Source organism: Streptomyces sp. NPDC057428 (genome assembly GCF_042803195.1).
Classification (GTDB): Bacteria; Actinomycetota; Actinomycetes; order Streptomycetales; family Streptomycetaceae; genus Streptomyces.
In genome coordinates, this window is the sequence record NZ_JBHVCT010000004.1 from 96813 (window position 1) to 117704 (window position 20892).

At 70.3% G+C, this 20892-nt stretch carries 21 protein-coding genes; 13 read left to right on the plus strand and 8 right to left on the minus strand.

Going from position 1 to position 20892, the window contains the following annotated elements:
* Positions 1-95: 95 nt before the first annotated feature.
* Positions 96-1154: a LacI family DNA-binding transcriptional regulator gene (locus ACFU5K_RS02770; protein ID WP_384055835.1), complete on the minus strand. Its 1059-nt coding sequence runs from the start codon at positions 1152-1154 to the stop codon at positions 96-98.
* Between the two features lie 214 nt (positions 1155-1368).
* Here ACFU5K_RS02770 and ACFU5K_RS02775 point away from each other — a divergent pair, with 214 nt between their 5' ends.
* The 8 genes from ACFU5K_RS02775 to ACFU5K_RS02810 all read left to right on the plus strand — a co-directional run bounded on the left by ACFU5K_RS02775 (position 1369) and on the right by ACFU5K_RS02810 (position 9888).
* Positions 1369-2613 (plus strand): extracellular solute-binding protein, encoded by a 1245-nt coding sequence (locus tag ACFU5K_RS02775; RefSeq protein ID WP_384056010.1) that lies wholly within the window; start codon positions 1369-1371, stop codon positions 2611-2613.
* A gap of 2 nt (positions 2614-2615) precedes the next feature.
* Positions 2616-3545: a carbohydrate ABC transporter permease gene (locus tag ACFU5K_RS02780; RefSeq protein WP_384055839.1), complete on the plus strand. Its 930-nt coding sequence runs from the start codon at positions 2616-2618 to the stop codon at positions 3543-3545.
* 4 nt (positions 3546-3549) lie between these two features.
* On the plus strand, positions 3550-4449 hold the full coding sequence (locus ACFU5K_RS02785) for a carbohydrate ABC transporter permease (RefSeq protein ID WP_384055842.1): 900 nt from the start codon (positions 3550-3552) through the stop codon (positions 4447-4449).
* Between the two features lie 52 nt (positions 4450-4501).
* The gene (locus ACFU5K_RS02790) at positions 4502-6904 is read left to right on the plus strand and encodes a glycoside hydrolase family 3 N-terminal domain-containing protein (protein WP_384055845.1); all 2403 of its coding nucleotides are present in this window, start codon (positions 4502-4504) and stop codon (positions 6902-6904) included.
* Between the two features lie 181 nt (positions 6905-7085).
* Positions 7086-7487: a hypothetical protein gene (locus ACFU5K_RS02795; protein ID WP_384055848.1), complete on the plus strand. Its 402-nt coding sequence runs from the start codon at positions 7086-7088 to the stop codon at positions 7485-7487.
* A gap of 141 nt (positions 7488-7628) precedes the next feature.
* A complete protein-coding gene (locus ACFU5K_RS02800) occupies positions 7629-8729 on the plus strand; it encodes an NADH:flavin oxidoreductase/NADH oxidase (protein WP_384055851.1) in 1101 nt (366 codons plus the stop codon).
* Between the two features lie 28 nt (positions 8730-8757).
* Complete coding sequence (locus tag ACFU5K_RS02805; protein ID WP_384055853.1) at positions 8758-9489, plus strand: class I SAM-dependent methyltransferase; 732 nt, start codon at positions 8758-8760, stop codon at positions 9487-9489.
* Positions 9490-9540: 51 nt separating this feature from the next.
* Positions 9541-9888 (plus strand): ArsR/SmtB family transcription factor, encoded by a 348-nt coding sequence (locus tag ACFU5K_RS02810; RefSeq protein ID WP_384055855.1) that lies wholly within the window; start codon positions 9541-9543, stop codon positions 9886-9888.
* 34 nt (positions 9889-9922) lie between these two features.
* Here ACFU5K_RS02810 and ACFU5K_RS02815 read toward each other — a convergent pair whose 3' ends face one another.
* Positions 9923-10600, minus strand: a complete 678-nt coding sequence (locus ACFU5K_RS02815) for a DUF305 domain-containing protein (protein ID WP_384056014.1) — start codon at positions 10598-10600, stop codon at positions 9923-9925.
* A 163-nt stretch (positions 10601-10763) separates the two neighbouring features.
* Between ACFU5K_RS02815 and ACFU5K_RS02820 the strand changes: the two genes are divergently transcribed.
* Positions 10764-12254, plus strand: coding sequence for an LVIVD repeat-containing protein (locus ACFU5K_RS02820; RefSeq protein WP_384055859.1), 1491 nt, complete (start codon positions 10764-10766; stop codon positions 12252-12254).
* A gap of 162 nt (positions 12255-12416) precedes the next feature.
* Here ACFU5K_RS02820 and ACFU5K_RS02825 read toward each other — a convergent pair whose 3' ends face one another.
* The 5 genes from ACFU5K_RS02825 to ACFU5K_RS02845 all read right to left on the minus strand — a co-directional run bounded on the left by ACFU5K_RS02825 (position 12417) and on the right by ACFU5K_RS02845 (position 15760).
* Positions 12417-12596, minus strand: a complete 180-nt coding sequence (locus ACFU5K_RS02825) for a hypothetical protein (RefSeq protein ID WP_384055862.1) — start codon at positions 12594-12596, stop codon at positions 12417-12419.
* Positions 12597-12703: 107 nt separating this feature from the next.
* On the minus strand, positions 12704-13402 hold the full coding sequence (locus ACFU5K_RS02830; RefSeq protein WP_384055864.1) for an HAD family hydrolase: 699 nt from the start codon (positions 13400-13402) through the stop codon (positions 12704-12706).
* Between the two features lie 8 nt (positions 13403-13410).
* Positions 13411-14118, minus strand: a complete 708-nt coding sequence (locus ACFU5K_RS02835) for a phosphatase PAP2 family protein (RefSeq protein WP_384055867.1) — start codon at positions 14116-14118, stop codon at positions 13411-13413.
* Positions 14119-14152: 34 nt separating this feature from the next.
* Positions 14153-15088, minus strand: coding sequence for a M56 family metallopeptidase (locus ACFU5K_RS02840; RefSeq protein ID WP_384055869.1), 936 nt, complete (start codon positions 15086-15088; stop codon positions 14153-14155).
* 87 nt (positions 15089-15175) lie between these two features.
* A complete protein-coding gene (locus tag ACFU5K_RS02845) occupies positions 15176-15760 on the minus strand; it encodes a DUF5134 domain-containing protein (protein WP_384055872.1) in 585 nt (194 codons plus the stop codon).
* Positions 15761-15939: 179 nt separating this feature from the next.
* On the opposite strand from ACFU5K_RS02845, the gene ACFU5K_RS02850 reads away from it, so the two are divergent.
* Positions 15940-16491 (plus strand): GNAT family N-acetyltransferase, encoded by a 552-nt coding sequence (locus ACFU5K_RS02850; RefSeq protein ID WP_384055875.1) that lies wholly within the window; start codon positions 15940-15942, stop codon positions 16489-16491.
* Positions 16492-16522: 31 nt separating this feature from the next.
* On the opposite strand, the gene ACFU5K_RS02855 is transcribed toward ACFU5K_RS02850, so the two are convergent.
* Positions 16523-17173 carry a glycerophosphodiester phosphodiesterase gene (locus ACFU5K_RS02855; protein WP_384055878.1) on the minus strand — a complete coding sequence of 217 codons (651 nt, stop codon included), beginning with the start codon at positions 17171-17173 and terminating at the stop codon, positions 16523-16525.
* 280 nt (positions 17174-17453) lie between these two features.
* On the opposite strand from ACFU5K_RS02855, the gene ACFU5K_RS02860 reads away from it, so the two are divergent.
* From ACFU5K_RS02860 to ACFU5K_RS02870, 3 genes are read left to right on the plus strand one after another with little or no spacing between them, the layout of a single operon-like run.
* Positions 17454-18851: a DUF6421 family protein gene (locus ACFU5K_RS02860; RefSeq protein ID WP_384055883.1), complete on the plus strand. Its 1398-nt coding sequence runs from the start codon at positions 17454-17456 to the stop codon at positions 18849-18851.
* Between the two features lie 26 nt (positions 18852-18877).
* Positions 18878-19642: an SDR family NAD(P)-dependent oxidoreductase gene (locus tag ACFU5K_RS02865; protein WP_384055886.1), complete on the plus strand. Its 765-nt coding sequence runs from the start codon at positions 18878-18880 to the stop codon at positions 19640-19642.
* Positions 19621-20700 (plus strand): threonine aldolase family protein, encoded by a 1080-nt coding sequence (locus ACFU5K_RS02870; RefSeq protein WP_384055889.1) that lies wholly within the window; start codon positions 19621-19623, stop codon positions 20698-20700. Before ACFU5K_RS02865 ends, ACFU5K_RS02870 begins: the two co-directional genes overlap by 22 nt.
* The last annotated feature ends 192 nt before the right edge of the window (positions 20701-20892 follow it).

A 20892-nucleotide genomic window follows, 5' to 3' on the forward strand; every position in this document is an offset into this window, starting at 1 on the left:
AACTACGACGCGAGACCCCCGGTGCGGCTGGTGCGCGGGAGCCTGCTCGGGCGTTCCGTGCGCCGGCGGGGCGGTCATGGCGGGGTCCGCCTCCCTCAGCGTGACGGTGGAGCCGTGCTGCTGCGGACCACCAGGCTCGTCGCCAGATCGACCCGCGTGGTCGCCGGTTTTCTGCCCCGCCCGAGGTCCAGGACCAGCCGGGCCGCGGTCTCGGCCATCTCTATGAGCGGCTGCCGCACCGTGGTGAGGGGCGGCCCGATCCAGCGGGTGAGCGGCAGGTCGTCGAAGCCGACGACGCTGAGGTCCTGGGGGATGCGCAGTCCCAGTTCCCGTGCGGCCTCGTACACGCCGAGCGCCTGCAGGTCGTTGCCGGCGAAGATGGCGGTGGGGGGTTCCGGCAGCCGCAGGAGGTCCAGCGCCGCCGTGTACCCGTCCTCGTGGTTGAACTCGCCCTCCCGGACGAGCCCGGGGTCCATCCGTACGCCCGACGTCTCCAGGGCGGCACGGTAGCCGTCCAGCCGCGCCCGGCTGCACATCATGCGGGCCGGCCCGCCGATGACGCCGATCCGCCGGTGGCCAAGTCCCGTGAGGTGGCGGGTGGCGGCGATGCCGCCCTGCCAGTTGGCCGCCCCGACCGACGGGATGTCGTCGCCGGGGTCGCCCGCCGGATCGACCACGACGAACGGGATCGAGCGGCTGGTCAGCTGAGCGCGCTGCGCCGTGTCGAGGTCCGAGAGCACCAGGATGACCCCGGCGGGGCGGCGGGCCAGGACGCCGTCCACCCACGTCTGGCCAGGGGTGAGCCGGCCCGCGCTCTCCGAGAGGACCAGGCTCAGCCCCTCTTCCCGGGCGACGTTCTCGACGCCACGGACCACCTCCATCGCCCAGGCGCTGTCCAGCTCGTGGAAGACGAGGTCGATCAGCTGGGACTGCTGGGTGGCACCGCGCCGGCGGCGGTAGCCGTGCTCCAGCAACAGCTCCTCCACCCGCGTGCGCGTGCCGGGGGCGACATCGGCCCGGCCGTTCAGCACCTTCGAAACTGTCGGAGCCGAGACTCCAGCCGCTCGGGCGATCTCTGCCAGCGTGGCGGTGCTCTCCGTCGACGCACCGGAGGACGCCTTCTCCCGCTGGGGCTGGACGTTTGCAGGGCTCATGCACGAATCGTAGCTTCCCCGGCGCTGTGGACAGGGGTCCGGGCGAGGTTCGTGATTCCTTGCCCCCACCCTCTTGACGGGTCCGAAACGCGACCGTACGGTTCCGGCAACATTCGAAGGACACGCCGAAACATTCGACAGAGGTGCGGTCATGCGGTCGGGGACATTCGCTCAGGGCAGGCGTACGACGAGATGGGCCGCCGCAGGTGCGGCGATGGTCATGACGGGGCTGCTGGCCGGCTGCGGCTCCGGGGCCGGCGGGAGTGACGGCGGGACCATCACCGCCTACGTCTACGGCGACGACGCGGTGAAGGTCCAGCAGGCCGCGGTCGACGCGTTCAACAAGACCTCCGAGGTCAAGGTGAAACTGGTGTCGGTCCCCGGCACCGACTACGTGAACAAGCTGCGCAGCGCCATGGGTTCGCCCAGCGCTCCGGACGTCTTCTTCAACTGGGGCGGCGGATCCATCAAGCCGTACGTCGACTCCGACGACCTGGTCGACCTGACCTCGACGGTCAAGAACGACGCCACGCTCAAGGACGGCTTCCTGCCCTCCGTCATGACGGCGGGCAGTCTCGACGGGAAGATCTACGGGGTCCCGATGCGCGGCATGCAGCCCGTGATGCTCTTCTACAACAAGGCCCTGTTCGAGGAGAACGGCCTCCAGGCCCCCAAGACCTGGGAGGACCTCCAGAAGGCCGTCACCACCTTCAAGGGCGCCGGGATCACCCCGTTCGCGCTGGGCGGCTCCGACAAGTGGCCCGAACTGATGTGGATGGAGTACCTGCTGGACCGGATCGGCGGGCCCGAGGTCTTCCGGAAGATCCAGAACGGCGACACCGGTGGCTGGGGCGACCCGGCGGTCCTGGAGACGGCCCGGACCGTCGAGAAACTGATCGACGACGGGGCCTTCGGCAAGAACTTCAACTCGGTCGACTACGGGAACGGCGGCGCCCCGACCCTGCTCAACAAGGGCAAGGCGGCCATGCACCTCATGGGGTCGTGGGAGTACTCGACGCAACTGGGCAAGGCTCCCGAGTTCGCGAAGAAGGACCTCGGCTGGACCGCGTTCCCGACCGTCGCCGGGGGAGTGGGCGACGCGGCGAACGTGGTGGGCAACCCCACCAACTACTGGTCGGTCAATGCCCGCACCAAGCACAAGGACACAGCCGTCGCGTTCCTGAAGACGATGGCGTCCAAGACGTACGCCCAGGCCCTCGTCGACAACGGTGACGTGCCCACCACCTCCAACGCGGCCTCGATGCTGAGCGGTTCGCCCAATCCGCAGTTCGCCGCCGACCAGTACGCCATGGTCCAGAAGGCCCCGAGCTTCACCCTCTCGTGGGACCAGGCGCTCGAAGCCCGGTACGCCACGCCGCTCCTGACAGAGATCAGCAAGCTGTTCGCCGGCAAGAGCACTCCCGAGCAGTTCGTCGCAGCGATGAAGGCCGCCGAGTAACGATGTCCCACCACACCCCGGTCGCGAAGAGGCGCGGAGACAGGAGGGCGGCCGTCGGCAACGCGGGCCGCCCCCCGGTCGCCTGGGCGGTCCCCGGCATCCTCTTCTTCGCCGTCTTCGCGATCGTCCCCCTGGCGATCGCCGTCTACCTCTCCTTCTGCCGGTGGGACGGGCTCGACTCCCCGACCCTGACGGGCCTGGACAACTGGACCCGGCTGTTCAAGGACCCCGAGTTCGGCCAGGCCGCCTGGCTGAGCCTCCTCCTCACCACGATCAGCTGGGCCTTCCAGACCCCGGTGGCCCTGCTGCTGGGTGTCTGGGCGGCGGGCCGTCAGCGCAGCCGCGCGTTCCTGTCAGCGATCTTCTTCATCCCGTTGCTGCTCTCCACCACCGCCATCGCGATGCTCTTCCACGCCCTGCTGGACCCGAACTTCGGCGTGATCCGGACGATCGGGCCCTGGCTCGGCATCGATCCCGACGTCATGGGATCGTCCACCGGAGCCCTTCTCGTCGTGGCGTTCGTCGGCGGATGGCAGTTCATGCCCTTCCACACGCTGATCTACCAGGGCGGCGCCCGTCAGATCCCCGAAGTCCTGTACCACGCCGCCGCCATCGACGGCGCGGGCATGGTGCGGCAGTTCTTCCACATCACCCTGCCGCAGTTGCGCCACACGATCACGACCTCGTCGGTCCTGATGGTCGTGGGATCGCTGACGTACTTCGACACCGTGCTCATCATGACCAAGGGCGGTCCCGGCACGGACACGACGATCCTGCCCTACCTGATGTACCGGACCGGCTTCCAGACGTACGACCTCGGCTACGCCGCCGCCATCGCCACCGCGCTCGTCGTCGTGGCCACCGGTATCTCTCTGATCATGGTCCGCTTCAGCGGATTCGGAACCATGCGGTCCACCCGGGAAGGTATGTGACGCCATGTCCACCGACACCCGTTCCGCCGCGCCGCGGCACCGGCCGGCGCCCGCCGCTCCCCGCGGCGCTCGCACGGTCCGGCGCCGGAAGTCCATCGGCAACCCGGTAGCGGGCCTCGGCTCGCTGATCTGGCTCGTCGCGGTCCTGGTGCCGCTCTACACGCTGGTCTCCGCGTCGCTGATGCGCCAGGACGAGGCGCTGAACGGCGATCCGCTGGCGGTCCCGTCCGACCCGACGCTCGAGAACTACGCGACCGTGCTGGACAGCGGCTTCGCCGCACTGCTCGGCAACACCGCGATCGTCGCCGTCGCCACGGTCGCCATCGTCCTGGTCCTCTCCGTGCCGGTGGCGTACGTGGCGGTCCGCACCCGCAGCCGCCTCTCGTCGCTCGCCTTCCGGATGTTCCTGCTGGGCGTCGCGATCCCGGCCCAGGCGGTGATCGTGCCGCTGTACCTGATGATCGGCAAGCTCGGTCTGTACGACACGCTCTGGGCGATCGTCCTGCCCACCGCGGCCTTCGCGATGCCCGTCGCGGTCCTGGTCCTCAGCGGCACGATGCGCGACGTCTCCGAGGAGATGTACGAGGCGATGGCCCTCGACGGCGCGTCACCCGTCCGCATGCTCTGGCAGCTCGCCGTACCCCTGTCCAGGGCCGGGATCAGCACGGTGGCCATCTTCTCCGCCCTGCAGGCGTGGAACGGCTTCCTGTTCCCGCTGATCCTGACGCAGTCGCAGGAGAACCGAGTCCTGACGCTCGGGCTGTTCAACTTCATGGCCCAGTTCGGAGTGAACATCCCGGCGGTACTGGCAGCGATCGTCCTCTCCGTCGTACCCATCTTCGCCGTCTACCTCGTGGCCCGGCGGGCGCTCGTCGACGGACTGATGGGGGTGGGCGGCAAGTAGCGCACCGACGCCGCCCCGGACCACCGCACTCATGAGAGGAACCCCTGCCGCCATGGCAATCCACCCCGCACCGCAGGCCCGTCGGGCCGGCACACCCCCGGCCGCGGACGGCCCGTGGCGCGACCCGTCGCTCAGCCCCGAGGAGAGGGTGGCCGATCTTGCCTCCCGGATGACGCTGGAGGAGAAGGCCGCCCAGCTGTACGGAATCTGGGTGGGTGCCGACGCCGAGGGCGACGGAGTCGCGCCGCACCAGAACGACATGGTCGACACCGTCGACTTCGAGGACCTCACCACCCGGGGACTGGGACAGCTCACCCGGCCCTTCGGCAGCGCTCCGGTGGACCCGGGCGTCGGAGCCGTCTCGCTGGCCACCGCCCAGGCCAGGATCGTCGAGGCCGGCAGATTCGGTATCCCGGCACTCGCCCACGAGGAGTGCCTGGCCGGCTTCACCGCCTGGGGTGCGACCGCCTACCCGGTCCCGCTCGCCTGGGGTGCGGCCTGGGACCCCGAACTCGTCGCGGAGATGGCCCGGCGGATCGGCGACGACATGCGGTCGGTCGGCGTCCACCAGGGACTGGCGCCGGTCCTCGACGTGGTGCGCGACCTGCGCTGGGGCCGCGTCGAGGAGACCATCGGCGAGGACCCCTACCTGGTGGCGACCATCGGTACGGCCTACGTCCGCGGGCTCGAGTCCTCCGGGATCGTCGCGACGCTCAAGCACTTCGCGGGATACTCCGCGTCGGCCGGCGCACGGAACCTGTCCCCCGTCAGGGCCGGCGCCCGGGAGATGGCGGATGTGATCCTGCCGCCGTTCGAGATGGCGGTCCGGGAGGGCGGTGCCCGCTCGGTGATGCACTCCTACGCCGAGATCGACGGTGTACCCGCCGCCGCCGACCCCTCCCTGCTCACCGGACTCCTCCGGGACACGTGGGGATTCACCGGCACCGTCGTCGCCGACTACTTCGGCATCGGCTTCCTTGAGACCCTGCACAAGGTGGCCGCGGACCGCGGGGACGCCGCCCGCCTCGCCCTGACCGCGGGTGTCGACGTCGAACTGCCCACCGTGCGCAGTTACGGCGACGAACTGGTCGCCGCCGTGCGGGACGGACGTGTCGCCGAGGGGCTGCTGGACCGGGCCCTGCACCGCGTCCTGCTCCAGAAGTGCGAGCTCGGGCTGCTCGACCCGGACCTGTCCGTCCTGCCCGGGGCACTCGACGGTGTGGAACCGGCGCGGGCACGCGGCACGGTGAACCTGGATCCGCCCCGGAACAGGGCCCTGGCCAGGCTGCTCGCTGAGCGGTCCTGTGTGCTGCTGTCCAACCCCGAGGGCGCGCTGCCGCTGACCGGCGCCGGCCGGCTCGCGGTCGTCGGACCACGCGCCGACGACCCGCTGGCCATGCTCGGCTGCTACTCCTTCCCCAGCCACGTGGGGGTCCAGCACCCGGCCTCGCCCATGGGCATCGACGTCCCGACTCTGCTGGAATCCCTGCGCGAGGAGTTCCCGGGCGCGGACGTCGACCACGCGCAGGGCTGCGAGGTGGACGGTTCGGACACCTCCGGGATCGCGGCGGCCGCCGCACTGGCCGCCGGGGCCGATGTCTGCGTGGCCGTGCTCGGCGACCGCGCGGGGCTGTTCGGCCGGGGCACGTCCGGAGAGGGCTGCGACGCGGCGGACCTCGCCCTGCCGGGGCGGCAGGGCGAGCTACTGGACGCGCTCCTGGCCACCGGTACCCCCATCGTCCTGGTACTGCTGACGGGACGCACGTACGCGCTCGGCGGACGGGCCCGCCGGCTGGCGGGCTGCGTGCAGGCGTTCTTCCCCGGCGAGGAAGGCGGTCCGGCGCTCGCAGGTGTGCTCTCGGGGCGGGTGAATCCCTCGGGGCGCCTGCCGCTGAGCGTCCCCGAGGGCCCCGGTGGACAGCCGTGGACGTATCTCCAGCCGCCGCTGGGGCGCGCCAACGGGGTGAGCAACCTGGACCCGACCCCCCTCCACCCCTTCGGACACGGGCTCTCCTACACCTCGTTCGCCTGGGAGCCCGGCCCGGACGTGCCGCCCGAACTCCCCACCGACGGTGAGACGGACCTCGAGATCACGGTGTGCAACACGGGTGACCGCGACGGGACGGAGGTGGTCCAGCTCTACGCCCACGACCCGGTCGCCCAGACCACGCGCCCCGAAGCCCGGCTGATCGCTTACGCGCGGGTGCCGCTCGCCGCGGGGGAGTCGCGCCGGGTCGGCTTCCGCTTCCACGCGGACCTGGTGTCCTTCACCGGGACCGGTGGGCGCCGGATCGTGGAGCCGGGAGATCTCGAACTCCGGTTCGCCACGTCCAGCGACACGGCCGACGTCAAGCACACCGTCCGGCTGCGTCTCACCGGGCCCGAGCGCACCGTCGACCACCGGCGCCGCATGGTCTGCGCCACGTCGGTCGAACCGCCGCTCGTCCGGCAGTGAGGTGCGGAGCCCCGCGCACTCCCAGCGAGAGGCGCGCGGGGCTCCGTCGAAACTTTCGAAGGGCGACGTACCGGGCCCGCGGATTCCGGACGGCCGGCCGGTCGTGGTACTCCAGAACCTAGTGATGAGCACCGGCGGTCCGAGCACGGCCGGCCGGAGCGGGACGGGATGGAGAACAGGGATGAGCGTCGATGTCCAGGACACCGAGGGCCGGCGGGCGGTGCTCGGCATCGCGCCCGGCCCGGCGGGCGGGCAGGCCCAGGTCGGCATCCTGGTGGAGGGATCAGGGGTGCGCGCCTCCTGGTCCTGTACCCCCGGCGCGGCCAGGGAACTGGCCGCCGCGCTCGTCGAGGCGGCAGCCGAGGCGGAGAACGCCAGGTCGGAGCCCGTCACGGTCAAGGCGAGTGAACTGCTGCGCGGCGACGTACGCGACGGGGACCGGATCATGACCGTCGAGGCGGTCAGGCCGGACGGGGCGAACGTCCTGGTGACCTGGACATCGGGAGGACGACGCAGCTGGAGCCAGGTCTACTCCGCGGAGACCGACATCACGCTGAGGCGCCGCCTGCGCCCGGAGAGCTGACGCAGCGGGTGTCGAGCGGCCTCGTAGTTCGATGTTCGTCGTAGTACGGTAAATCTCGTAGTACGATGATTCTCGTACGAAATGGCGGCCCGGTGCGCCCCGGCCGCTCGCCCGTCGCCTCCCGATGAATCGGAGCCCCCCGTGAGTGCACTCTTCGAGCCCTACACCCTCAGGTCGCTGACCATCCCCAACCGTGTCTGGATGGCGCCGATGTGCCAGTACAGCGCGGAGGCCTCCGGACCCGACGCCGGCACGGTCAACGACTGGCACTTCGCCCACTACGCGGCGCGCGCGGTGGGCGGCACGGGACTCGTCCTGACGGAGGCCACAGCGGTAAGCCCCGAGGGCAGGATCAGCCCCTCGGACCTCGGCATCTGGAACGACCAGCAGGTGGAGGCGTTCCGGCGCGTCACTGACTTCCTCCGCAGTCAGGGGACGGTCCCCGGCATCCAGCTCGCGCACGCCGGACGGAAGGCGTCGACCGACCTGCCCTGGCGCGGCGGCAATCCCATCGGGGCCGGCGAGCCCGGGGGCTGGCAGACGGTCGCTCCGAGCCCCCTCGCCTATGACGAGGGTGACCCCGCGCCCGCCGAGCTGACCGTCGAGGACATCAAGAAGATCGTCGACGACTTCGCGGAGGCCGCCCGCCGGGCGCTCGCCGCCGGTTTCCAGGTCGCCGAGGTCCACGGTGCGCACGGCTACCTGATCGGCCAGTTCCTGTCCCCGCACAGCAACCACCGCACCGACGCCTACGGCGGCTCCTTCGAGAACCGCACACGCCTCGCGCTTGAGGTCGTCGACGCGGTGCGCGCGGTGTGGCCCGAGGATCTTCCGGTGTTCTTCCGCGTCTCCGCGACCGACTGGCTGACCGAGAACGCGGACGACACGCGCGAGGGCTGGACCGCCGACGACACGGTCCGCCTCGCCGGGGTGCTGCTCGCGCACGGCGTCGACCTGCTGGACGTCTCCACCGGTGGACTGGCGCCGAACACGCGGATCCCTGTGGAGCCCGGCTACCAGGTGCCGTTCGCCGAGCGGGTGCGCACCGAGACCGGCCTTCCGGTCGCAGCCGTGGGGCTGATCACCGACGCGGTCCAGGCCGAGAAGATCATCACCGACGGAGGCGCGGACGCGGTCCTGCTCGGCCGTGCACTGCTGCGCGACCCCTACTTCGCCCGCAGGGCGTCGCGGGAGCTCGGCGGCGAGGTCCGGACGCCCGATCAGTACGGCCGGGCGGTGTGACCCCGCGGCTGTAGGTACGCTGACCGCGATGTCCACTCCGCAGGGCCCCACGCTCCGCGAACTGGCCGTACAGGCGCTCTCCTCGACGATGCGCGGATACGACCTGCTCGCCCCGAAGTTCGACCTGACGCCGTACCGGACCCCGGACCGGGTCCTGGATGCCGTCGCCGACGCGGTGCGGCCCCTCGGGCCCTTCGGCAGCGGCCTCGACGTCTGCTGCGGCACCGGCGCCGGCGTGGGTGTGCTGCGCGGCCTGTGCGCGGAGCGCGTCACCGGCGTCGACTTCAGCGCGGGCATGCTCGCCGTGGCCAGGAACTCGCATGCGGCCCACGGTGTCGCTCCGGACGTGGACTGGGTCCGGGCCGACGCGCGGGCCCTGCCGTTCGGGCCGGCCTTCGACCTGGCGCTGAGCCTCGGGGCCTTCGGCCACTTCCTGCCGTCGGAACGCCCCGGGCTGTTCCGGCAGGTGCGCGCGTCGCTGCGACCGGGCGGCCTGTTCGCCTTCCCGGTCGGTGCGCCGCCCGCAGTCGGTTCCGGTGCCTACTGGTCGCTGCTCGGCTTCGATGCCGCCATGAGGGTGCGCAACGCCCTCCTGCGCCCGCCGTTCGTCATGTACTACCGCACGTTCCCCCTGTCGGGGGTCCTTGCCGACCTCGACCGTGCGGGTTTCGAGACCCGTCTCCTGCCCCTGGAGTCCCTCGGGCGGAGTCGGGACGGAAGCCCACGGGCCCGCCTCGTGGTTGCGGCGGTCCCGGAATGAAATTTCGATGACTCTCGTACAATGGAGTCACCTGTACGAAGTGGAGCCATCGTGACGTCGAACGCCGCTCGCGTCCTCGCCCACCCCTCGCGCGAGGAGATCCGTGTCGAGGGAGTGCTTCACGCGCTCTCGGACCCGGTCAGGCTCAGGATCGTGCGTCACCTTGCGACCGCGGCCGACGAGCTGGCCTGTTCCCGTTTCGAGCTGCCGGTGTCCAAGTCCACGTCCACGCACCACTTCAGGGTGCTCCGCGAGAGCGGCGTCATCAGCCAGTTCTACCGCGGCACGGCCAAGCTGAGTTGTGTGCGGGCGGAGGACCTGGACACGCTGTTCCCCGGTCTGCTGGACAGCGTCCTCGGCGCGGCGGCCCTCCAGGCCGAGCGGCTCGGCAAGAGCTGAACCGCCTGTCGGGCCCGCGGTCCCCGGTGACTCCTCAGGACATCAGCGCGCGCATGCGCTCGATTTCCACGGTCTGCTGTGCGACGACATCGTTGGCCATCTCCTCCACCAGCACGTTGTTGCCGTCCGCGAGAGCTTCGGTGGCCATCGTGACCGCGCCCTGGTGGTGCGTGATCATCAGCTTGAGGAAAAGTGCGTCGAACGACTTGCCCCGGGCCGCGCGCAGGTCCGCCAGCTGGGCCCCGGTGGCCATCCCCGGCATCGAGGAATGCTCGTGGGCCTCGGCGCTGTCCTCCACACCGTTGTTCTTCAGCCACCCCTCCATGGCGGCGATCTCCGGCTTCTGGGCGGCGGATATGCGCTGCGCCAGCCGTTCGACCGAAGCCGACCGGGCCCGGGCCGGGACGAGAGCGGTGAGTACGAGCGCCTGCCCGTGATGCTCGATCATCATCCGCGCGTACCGGATGTCGGAGGAGTTGGGGGTGTCGTCCCCGGCGGCCTCAACTGCCTCGCCCGGAGACAGCGTCCTGGCGGGCTCACCGGGCTTGCCTGGTGCGATGACCGAAGGCCCCCTTTCCGCACCGGACTTCGCCTCGCCGTCACCACCGCCCTCGTCGCAGCCGCCGGCGCACAGGGCGGCCGAGAGGGCCGCCGCCAGGACGACGAAGCGCAGGCGTGTGGTCCGACGGGTTCTCAGCACGGCGACCTCCATTGCCACTTGGGTGTGTTGCAGACCGTCCTAACATTTTCCACCGGCCGATGATCAAAAACTTTCATTACGTCTGTGTTGCCATCTGTTGGTGTGTACATGAGAGGGACGATACTGCCGGGGTCCATGAACCGTTCCTCGACGAACGGATACAAGGGAGGACGCAGTGACCTCGTTGCACACCACAAGCGTGCGGCGCAGACGTCTGGGCGTGGCGGCAGCCGCGGCCGGGCTCTTCGCCACTCTGCTGACCGCCGGGCCCGCTGCGGCGACGCCCGACCCGGGTGACGCCGCCACGACCCGCGGCGGCATATCGGTGGGTGAGCAGGCCGAAGCCAGGGCTGCCATCAAGAGCGGTGAGATACCCGGCGTGGACGAGATCGTCCACAGCGACAACATCGAGCATCTCACCAACATCCCCAAGGACGCGCTCCAGGGGCTCAACACGGACCTGGCGTTCCAGGGCAAGTACGCCTACGCCGGGAACTACGACGGCTTCCGCATCTTCGACATCAGCAACCCGAAGAAGCCCAGGACCGTCGCGCAGGTCCTGTGCCCGGGCTCCCAGAACGACATCTCCGTCTCGGGCAACCTGCTGTTCCTGTCGACCGACTCCTCGCGCAGCGACAACTCGTGCACCAGCACCACCCAGCCCGCCACGGAGAAGTCGTCCTGGGAGGGCATGAAGGTCTTCGACATCAGCGACAAGCGCAACCCGAAGTACGTCGCCGCGGTCGAGACGGCGTGTGGTTCGCACACCCACACGATCATTCCCGAGCGGAAGGACGTGTACGTCTACGTCTCCTCCTACTCGCCTAACGTGACCTTCCCGGACTGCCAGCCGCCGCACGACGGGATCTCCGTCATCAAGGTGCCGCGCAAGGCCCCCCAGGACGCCCGCATCGTGTCCTTCCCCGTCCTCTTCCCGGACGGCGGCAACCCGGGAGCGCCGGACAACCCGGGCGTGTCCAAGACCACGGGCTGCCACGACATCACCGTCCTGCCGTCGAAGGACCTGGCCGCCGGAGCCTGCATGGGTGACGGCCTGCTGTTCTCCATCAAGGACCCTGAGAACCCGAAGATCATCGACCGGGTCCAGGACAACGTGAACTTCGCGTTCTGGCACTCCGCCAGCTTCAACCAGGACGCCGACAAGGTCGTGTTCACGGACGAGCTCGGCGGGGGCGGCGCCGCCACCTGCAACGACGAGATCGGCCCGAACCGGGGTGCGGACGGGATCTATGACATCACCGGCAAGGGGGACGAGCGCAAGCTGGTCTTCCGGAGCTACTTCAAGATCGACCGCCCCCAGGCCGACACGGAGGTCTGCGTCGCCCACAACGGGTCACTCATCCCTGTGAAGGGCCGCGACCTGATGGTCCAGGCCTGGTACCAGGGCGGAGTCTCCGTGTGGGACTTCACCGACTCCTCGAAGCCGAAGGAGATCGCGTACTTCGAGCGTGGCCCCGTCTCCACGGACGCCGTCACCACCGCGGGCCCCTGGTCCGCGTACTACTACAACGGCTACATCTACTCCAACGACATCGCCAAGGGCTTCGACGTCCTGAAGCTCGACGACCGGCGGACGGACCCGGCCAAGCGGGTGCGCCTGCCCGAGCTCAACGTGCAGACGCAGCCGGAGTACTTCCGCCACTGACCGACCGGCTCCGCCCGCAGGTGGGAAGAGTGCCCCGCCGGACGGTCTCCGTCCGGCGGGGCACGTCCGTCTCATTGACCGGCGGGCGAAGCGGGGACATGCTGTATCCCTGGCTCCGGCGACGCGGGGGATCGCCGGAATCAGCCCTGGGCGGGACAGCCCTCAGGCGGCCGCCCGCACGCTCGTACCCGCGGCAGCGGCCCACTCCACGAGCAGGCGCTGGTACTCGGTCTCGTCGTCCGGAGACAGCAGTCCCCCCGAGCGCTGCCACAGGCCACGAATCTCTTCGTTGACCACGGAGGCGGGGCGCACGCGGGCGGACGTGTTCGGATACGGGGACATGCTCACCAGATTAGGCCCCGTCGCCACCGTGGACCCCCCTCATGGACAGGGATATCCCTCACACTCCCTCCCGGGATCCTTCACGTACGGCGGGTATTCCGGCCCCTTTAAGTGAGTTCCGTCAAGCGGAGCGCCCGGAGCCCGTCGGGCCGCTCAGCCACGGGGAGGTGGTCGACGAAGCGCACCTCGCAGCCGATCGCCGCAGCCCCAGCGTCCGCACGGCGGTCGTCACCGACCATGACCACGTCGGCCGGATCGTGCCCCAGCAGCGTGCACGCCGTGCGGAACAGCCGGGGATCCGGCTTCTGGACGCCGTGTTCGTAGGACAGCACGTAGACGTCGATCAGACCGTCCAGGCCGTGCGCCCTGAAGACGGGACGCAGGTCCCAGCCGATGTTGCTCACGACACCGATCGAGACCCCGCCGTCGCGCAGCCCGCGCAGCACCTCCTCCGCGTCGGGATAGGGCTGCCAGGCGGCGGGATCCATGTGGCGCTCGTACAGCGCGTCGTACAGGCCGGGATCCGGCAGGCCCGCCTGGCGCGCCAGGCCGGTGTACGCCTCCCTGTGGTGGCTCGCGCTGCTGTCACGAACGGCGTAGGCCGAGGCCAGTTCGGACGGGATCCGCTCGGGGGGCGGGCCTCCGGGCAGCGCCCCGGCGGCCGTCAGCCGCTGGGCGTACCCCTCGAAGTCGGTACGGTCCAGGACCGTGCCCGTGTGATCCAGGGCGGCACGCAGCCACGAGGTGACCGGCTCGATCCTGAAGAGGGTTCCGGAGAAGTCGAAGAGTGTGCCCTTGATCTGCATGGACCCGATCATCGCCGCCCGGTGACCGGCCTACAAGGGCGGCTGCGCGCGGATGGAGTCCCGCCGGTGTACCGCGTGTACGCGGCGACGGAGAGTGCGCACACGGCCCCGCCCAGGAGTGCTCCGCCCAGCACGTCGCTCGGCCAGTGCACGCCCAGGTAGAGCCGCGTCAGCGCCACGCCGGCCACCGACACCACGGCAAGGGCGAGTGAGCCCCACCACAGCGGAGCCGGCGCGCCGTGGAGGCGGAGCAGCCACAGGAGGAGCCCGCACGTCACCGCCGCGGTCATCACGTGCCCCGAGGGGAAGGCGGCGTAGTTCGCCGAGTCCACCGGGTCGGGCCACCGGGGGCGCTCCCGCCCCACGAGGGCCTTGAGGCCCTGCTGCACGAGTGTGGCGACGGCACTGGTCACGCCCACCCACACGGCGAGCAGCCTCGCTCCACGCCACCACAGGGCGATCACTGCCACGGCGGTGAGCGCACGCATCGTCCAGGGGTCCCACACCCAGTCCGTCAGAACGCGGTTGACGTGGACCAGCCCTGGTTCCCCCACCGCGCTGCGGTGCAGCGCCTGTGCGACCGAGTCGTCCGCGGAGATCAGCGGCGGCCAGCGCACCGCCACCAGCGACAGCAGGACGGCGGAGAGGACAGCACAGACGAGGCCCGTGACGAGGAAGGGGAGACCGGAATGCGCGGAGCGTGAGGGGGAGTGCATGGGGACGATCCTCGCGGACGGGGCGAGCGTCCGGCTATCCCAGTGCGCTGAGTCCCGGCACGAAGGCCACCACCAGCGGTACGACGGGCACCAGCGCGGCCGCCGCCGTCAGCCGCAGCCGACGTGCCGCGGTGAGCCGCTCCGTCGGCGCGAGCAAGCGGTCCACCCGGAGGGTGACATGGGCGCCGGATGCCGGACCGGGACCGAACACGCCCCGGTCCTCGTTGAGTTCGACCAGGGCGAGCGCGATGGTCAGCCGCCCGAAGCGCCGTGAGGCCACGTCGTCCGCCGCCAGCTCGACGAGGCGGTGCATCTCGTCGCGGAACGCCGCGAAGAACGGCACCTGCGGAAATCCGTTCGCAAGGGCGCCCGAGCAGTGCAGCAGCCAGTCGTGCCGGGCCCGGGCGTGTCCCTGCTCGTGAGCCAGTACGGCATCCAGCTGACGGCCTTTCAGTCGTCCGAGTGCCGCTGTGGTGATGACCAGTTGAGGAGCCGAGCCGGGCAGCCACCAGGCGTCCGGACGTTCCCCCTCCAGGACCACGAGGCGTGCGCCGCCGGGCTCCTCGCCCGGCATGAGCGGAGAGCGCACCAGCAGTTCGGTGCGCCGCCGGCGCCGCCGCCGGCCGGCCCGGTGGATCTCCCGCACGAGCATCGCGCCGGTCCACACACCGCCCAGGGCCAGCAGCACGGCGATGACCGCCGACCACGGCCCGTACGCGCCGAGGGCGTACGCCTCGACCACGCCGCGCGGGGCGGGCGCGAAGACGTGGCCCCGGACCGCCTGCCAGGCGGCGGCCGCGCTGAAGGTCATGGAGAGGGCGAACGACAGCAGGACCCCCGCAACCACGCACTGCCAGACCCACAGGGCGACCACGGGCTCACGGTCCGGCCACCGGGCCTTCGCCATCAGGCCGGGGGCCGCGACGGCGGTCAGCGCGCCGAGCAGCAGCAGGGCCAGGGAGACCAACATGGGCGTCAGACTATGAGTGCCGCGGTATCCCGGGGTATGGCCGCGCGCGCCAAGTGACGTACGCCACGGTGGAAGGTGCCCCCTGTCTCACAGAGTGAGCAGCATGGCGAACATGGCCATCGCCATGGTCAGCCTGCAGGCCAGCGCCAGCTCCGGCCGCGTACCCCAGGTGACGCCCACCGTCCCGCCGTCCGGCACGGCCATCGGTGTGGACGCCGGTATGAGCCGTCCCGCCGAACGCAGCACGTAGACCGCGTAGTAGACCAGCAGTGCTCCCGTCAGGAAGGGGACGCCTCCGACCGGTCCGGCGCCGTGGCCTGAGTGAGTGCCGGCCGCGGCGTGGGCCGATCCCGGAATCATCGACACGGCCATGTAGACCATGGCGAGCGAGCCCACCAGATGGTGCAGATGGTGTCCCCCCGCCCTGGCGTACGCGAGTGCGCGCAGTGACGACGCGCCGAACGCCACAGCGTATACGGCCCACGTCCACCGCGGGAGGGTGAGCAGGGCCGCGGGCACCGCCATCGCGGCCATCCCGAAGCCCATCAGCGCCTCGGCGCGCGCCGTGCTGCGTTCCTGATCCGTGCCGCTCCGGGTACGCAGGAGGCAGTAGGCCCCCGTGAGCCCGCACAGCACCATGAGCAGCCAGCCGGACAGTGCCGGTCCGTGCACAGCACACCTCCCCCTACGGCCAATGACGCCGGTGTCGTCCCATCGATGCCCCGTCCGGGCAGCTCCTACCGGGGCGCATTGGGGTACTGGGGGAGCGCGACCGGGCCTGCGGGGGGCGGTCGGGGCCGGGTTAGTCTCGGGAGGGCACAGTCGGCAGCGCCTCACCGGAGAAGAGCCACATGGACATCGCACCAGCTACGGCACGGGCGGAACTGACCTTCCGAGACGCGACCGAGGACGACGTCCCCGTCCTCGTGCGACTCGTCGAGTCCGCCTACCGGGGGGACGCGAGCCGGGCGGGCTGGACGACGGAGGCGGACATCCTCCAGGGGCAGCGCACCGACGCCGACGGGGTGCGTCAGATCCTCGCCGCCCCCTCGGGGCGTGTCCTGATCGCCGAGCAGGCGGGCGATCCCGTTGCCTGCTGCCAGCTCGAACGCCGGGGCCGGGCCGCCTACTTCGGCATGTTCGCCGTCAGGCCCGGATTGCAGGGCGCGGGACTCGGCAAGGTGATCATCGCGGAGGCGGAGCGCGCGGTCCGCGCCGACTGGGGGGCGGCCGAGATGCACATGACGGTGATCTCGGTCCGCGAGGAGCTGATCGCCTGGTACGAACGCCGGGGCTACCGCCGTACGGGAGAGCTGACGCCCTTCCCGTACGGCGACGAGCGCTTCGGGATTCCGCAGCGTGACGACCTCGCGTTCGAGCTGCTCGTGAAGAAGCTCCGGTGAGTGCCTGCGCGACTGTCACATGGGGCCGTGCTCACGCGGTGAAGCGGCCCGCGCGGCGGATCTCGGGGTAGTCGGTCGTCGCGCCGTCCAGATTCAGCGCGCGCACCAGACGCAGGTGGTCCTGGGTGTTGACCACCCAGCCGATCACCTTCAGGCCCTCCGCGTGCGCCTGCTCGACCACCTCCAGGGTGAGGCGGCGGATGTTCAGAGCCAGGGTGGCCGCGCCGACCGCCTTCGCCCGCTCAATCACGTCGGACTCCCAGCGGCTGGCGATCAGAACTGTTCTGACCCCCGGGACCAGCTGCGCGATCTCGGCGACGGCCTCGTCGTGGAACGAGGACACCTCCACCCGGCCCGCCAGTTCACGCCGCAGCATCACGTCCGCGAGTGCCCGCGCGGCGGCCACGTCCTTGATCTCCGCCTGGAGCGGTGATCCGACGGCGTCGAGGACCTCCTCGAACACGGGCACCCGCTCGCCCTGTCCGGCGTCGAGCTCGCGGAGCTCTTCCAGAGTCTTCTCCGCGATCAGTCCCTGTCCGTCCGTGGTGCGGTCCACCGCGGCGTCGTGCATCACGGCGAGCGCGCCGTCCTTGCTCAGATGGAGATCCAGTTCGACGGCGTCCATGCCGGCCCGCTCCGCGTGCGCGAACGAGCGCAGCGTGTTCTCCGGTTCGACACCCATGACTCCGCGATGACCGATGGTGAGAAAAGTCAAGGCACTCCCGCTTCCGTCCGTCGTCCTCGGTCTGCGTGCGACTCCTACCCCCCAGGGAAGGAGTTCGCGCGCGTGGGCGGCCGTTGCCCGCCCAGTCATGAGGAAGAAGTTGTCCACCGGATGTGTGGCAGGAAAAATAACGGTGAGCATGGGGGGCGGCAGGATAATTTTCTGCCCTCCACTTGTCCGAAGGAACCGCACATGGATACGGTTACTTGACGCGAGGTTCTCCCGTGAAGGAAGTGTCATGACGGAAATTCTTGAGCAGAGCGCCACCACCGGCGCGACAGCTGCTGCCCAGCGGGTCGTGGAGCATCCGGCCTGGCCCGCGCTCAAGAGTGCCGTGGAGGAGTTGCGCCCCTGGCAGTCCAAGGACGGCTCCATAGACCTGGAGGCCGAGAACGCCCCCTCCGCCGAGGCTGCCGCCTCCGTCATCGAGCGGGTGACCGCCGCCGTCGAGGAGCTGTCCCCGCTGCTCCCGCACGACGAGGCCTACCACCGTGCGCTCGTCGCGGACCTGCGCCGCTGGGTGGCGGACGGCTTCGGCGTCCCGGACTTCCTCGACTCCCTGCTTGCCTTCCAGCCGGCGAAGAACCGCGCCGACGGCCTCCAGCACCTGGTCGTGTTCGCGATGTACACGCAGAACGGCAACCCCGACCGCAATCTCGAAGCGGTCGTGCTGCGGATGGTCTGGCCCCAGTGGCTGTCCGACCTCGAAGCCACGCGTTACGACAACCCGCTCTTCTGCGGCATCACCTTCGAAGACTTCACCGCGGGCTACGACACCAACTCCGCCGTGCTCTTCCCCGAGACCATCGCCGTGCGTGAGGCCCCGGAGCGCTTCAGCTGGGGAGGCATCTTCTGCGACCGCGAGGCCGCCCGCTTCCGCCGGGTGACCGAGGCGTCGGTCGACCTGCTCGGCCTGGAGCTGCCCGACGACGTCCGGGAGATGCTCGGCGACCAGAAGCGCTGCGAGCAGGCATTCGTGCTCTGGGACATGGTCCACGACCGCACCCACAGCCACGGTGACCTGCCCTTCGACCCCTTCATGATCAAGCAGCGGCAGCCGTTCTGGATGTACGGGCTCGAGGAGCTGCGCTGCGACCTCACCGCCTTCAGGGAGGCCGTGAAGCTGGAGTCCGACGGCTTCGGCCAAGGCCGTGACGTGCAGTTCGCGGTGCTCTTCGACCGGATGTTCCGCTTCCCGGTCACCGGCGAGCGCGTGCGCAACTACGACGGCCTCGGCGGGCAGTTGCTCTTCGCCTACCTCCACAAGCACGACGTGGTCCGCTGGACCGACAACACGCTCAAGATCGACTGGGCCCGCGCCCCGCAGATCACCAACCAGCTCTGCGGAGAGATCGAGCAGCTCTACCGCGACGGCATCGACCGCCCGAAGCTGGTGCACTGGTTCGCGGCGTACGACCTCGTCGCGACCTATCTTTCTCCGCATCCCGGCTCCCGCTGGGCCAAGGGCCCGGACGCCTTGGACCTCACACAACCGCCCCGTAAGCTCGTCGACGACGTGCTTCCGGACGAGTTTCCCCTGAGCATGTTCTATGAGGCGCTCTCGAAGAAGCTGAAGCGTGTGATCGCCTCCACCAAGGGGATCACTGCGGCGGATGCCGGGCGGGCAGCCGCGTGAGCGCGCGGTCTGAGGAGGCGGTGGCGATGAACGCAACAGTAAGGGCCGACAGCGGCGCGCTCGAAGGAGCGGTCGTCGCGGTGGCCGGAGCGGCGGGACCGGCGGGGCGGGCGACGCTGCTCAGGCTCGCCGAGGCGGGCGCGACCGTGGTCGCGTCCGACGCGAACCCCGAGCGGCTGGCCGAAGCGGTCGATGCCGCGCGGTACGCGCACGGCGGGGCGACCGTCACCGGCGACACCGTCGATCTGCTCGACCCGGCGGCGGCCCGTGACTGGGCCTTCAAGACGGAGAAGGAATTCGGCCGTGTCGACGGCCTGGTCCACCTCGTCGGGGGCTGGCGCGGCAGCTCCGGCTTCGCCGAGACCAGCCTGGCCGACTGGGACTTCCTCGAGAAGCTCCTGATCCGGACCGTCCAGTCCACCTCGCTGGCCTTCCATGACGTCCTGGGGCGCAGCGACCGGGGCCGATACGTGCTGATCAGTGCGGCGGGAGCCAGCAGTCCCACTGCGGGCAACGCCGCCTACTCCGCCTCCAAGGCGGCGGCCGAGGCATGGACGCTCGCACTCGCCGACGCCTTCCGCAAGGCGGGGGGCGACGAGGGCCCGACCGCCGCTGCTGCCATCCTGGTGGTCAAGGCACTGGTGCACGACGCGATGCGTGCCGAGCGGCCCAATGCGAAGTTCGCGGGCTTCACGGACGTCCAGGAGCTGGCCGAGGCCATCGCCGGTGTCTGGGACAAGCCCGCCGGAGAATTGAACGGAAAGCGTCTGTGGCTGACCCCGCAACCGTAAGGACCGACGCGCGACGTCATCACGATCCGCAGGTACGCGGTTTCGCCAGTGACAACTACGCCGGTGTGCATCCCGAGGTACTCGCGGCCCTCGCCCTCGCCAACGGCGGCCATCAGGTCGCCTACGGCGGTGACGACTACACGGAACATCTGCAGCGGGTCATGCACAGCCACTTCGGCCCCACCGCCGAGGCCTTCCCCGTGTTCAACGGCACCGGGGCCAACGTCACCGCCCTTCAGGCGCTGACCGACCGTTGGGGTGCGGTGATCTGCGCCGGGTCCGCCCACATCAACGTGGACGAGGGCGGCGCGCCGGAGCGTGTGGGCGGGCTGAAGCTGCTCACCGTGCCCACGCCGGACGGAAAGCTGACCCCTGAGCTCATCGACCGCGAGGCGTACGGCTGGGACGACGAGCACCGTGCGATGCCGCAGGTCGTGTCGATCACCCAGAACACCGAGCTCGGCACCGTCTACACCCCTGACGAGATCCGCGTCATATGCGAGCACGCCCACGAGCGGGGCATGAAGGTGCACCTCGACGGTGCCCGGATCGCGAACGCCGCCGCGGCACTGGACGTGCCGATGCGTACGTTCACCAACACGGTCGGCGTCGACGTGCTGTCCTTCGGCGGCACCAAGAACGGCGCGCTCTTCGGTGAGGCCGTCGTCGTCCTGAACCCGGACTCGGTGCGTGCCATGAAGCACCTGCGCAAGCTGTCGATGCAGCTCGCCTCCAAGATGCGCTTCGTCTCGGTCCAGCTGGAGGCGCTGCTGGCAGGGGACCTGTGGCTGCGCAACGCGCGCCACGCCAACGCCATGGCCCAGCGGCTCGCCGACGGGGTCCGGACGGTCGACGGGGTGGAGATCCTCTATCCGGTGCAGGCCAACGCCGTCTTCGCGCGTCTGCCGCACGAGGTGAGCGAGCGGCTGCAGAAGCGCTTCCGGTTCTACTTCTGGGACGAGAAGGCCGGCGACGTGCGCTGGATGTGCTCCTTCGACACCCGCGAGGAGGACGTCGACGCCTTCGTGCTGGCGCTCAAGGAGGAAATGGCCCGCTAGGGCGGAGCCGGTTATGCGGTCGAACGGAGAGGGTTCCGTTCGACCGCATCGCCATGTCCGACGGCCGCCGTGCCGGCCGGTGAGCGGCCAGGAGACGACCGGAGCGGCGCCCCGGAGCCGGGTGCGCCTCACGGAGTCGCCCGGCCCGGGCGTGCGCTCACGCTCCGTCCGGCGGCGTGACGTTTCGCCCGG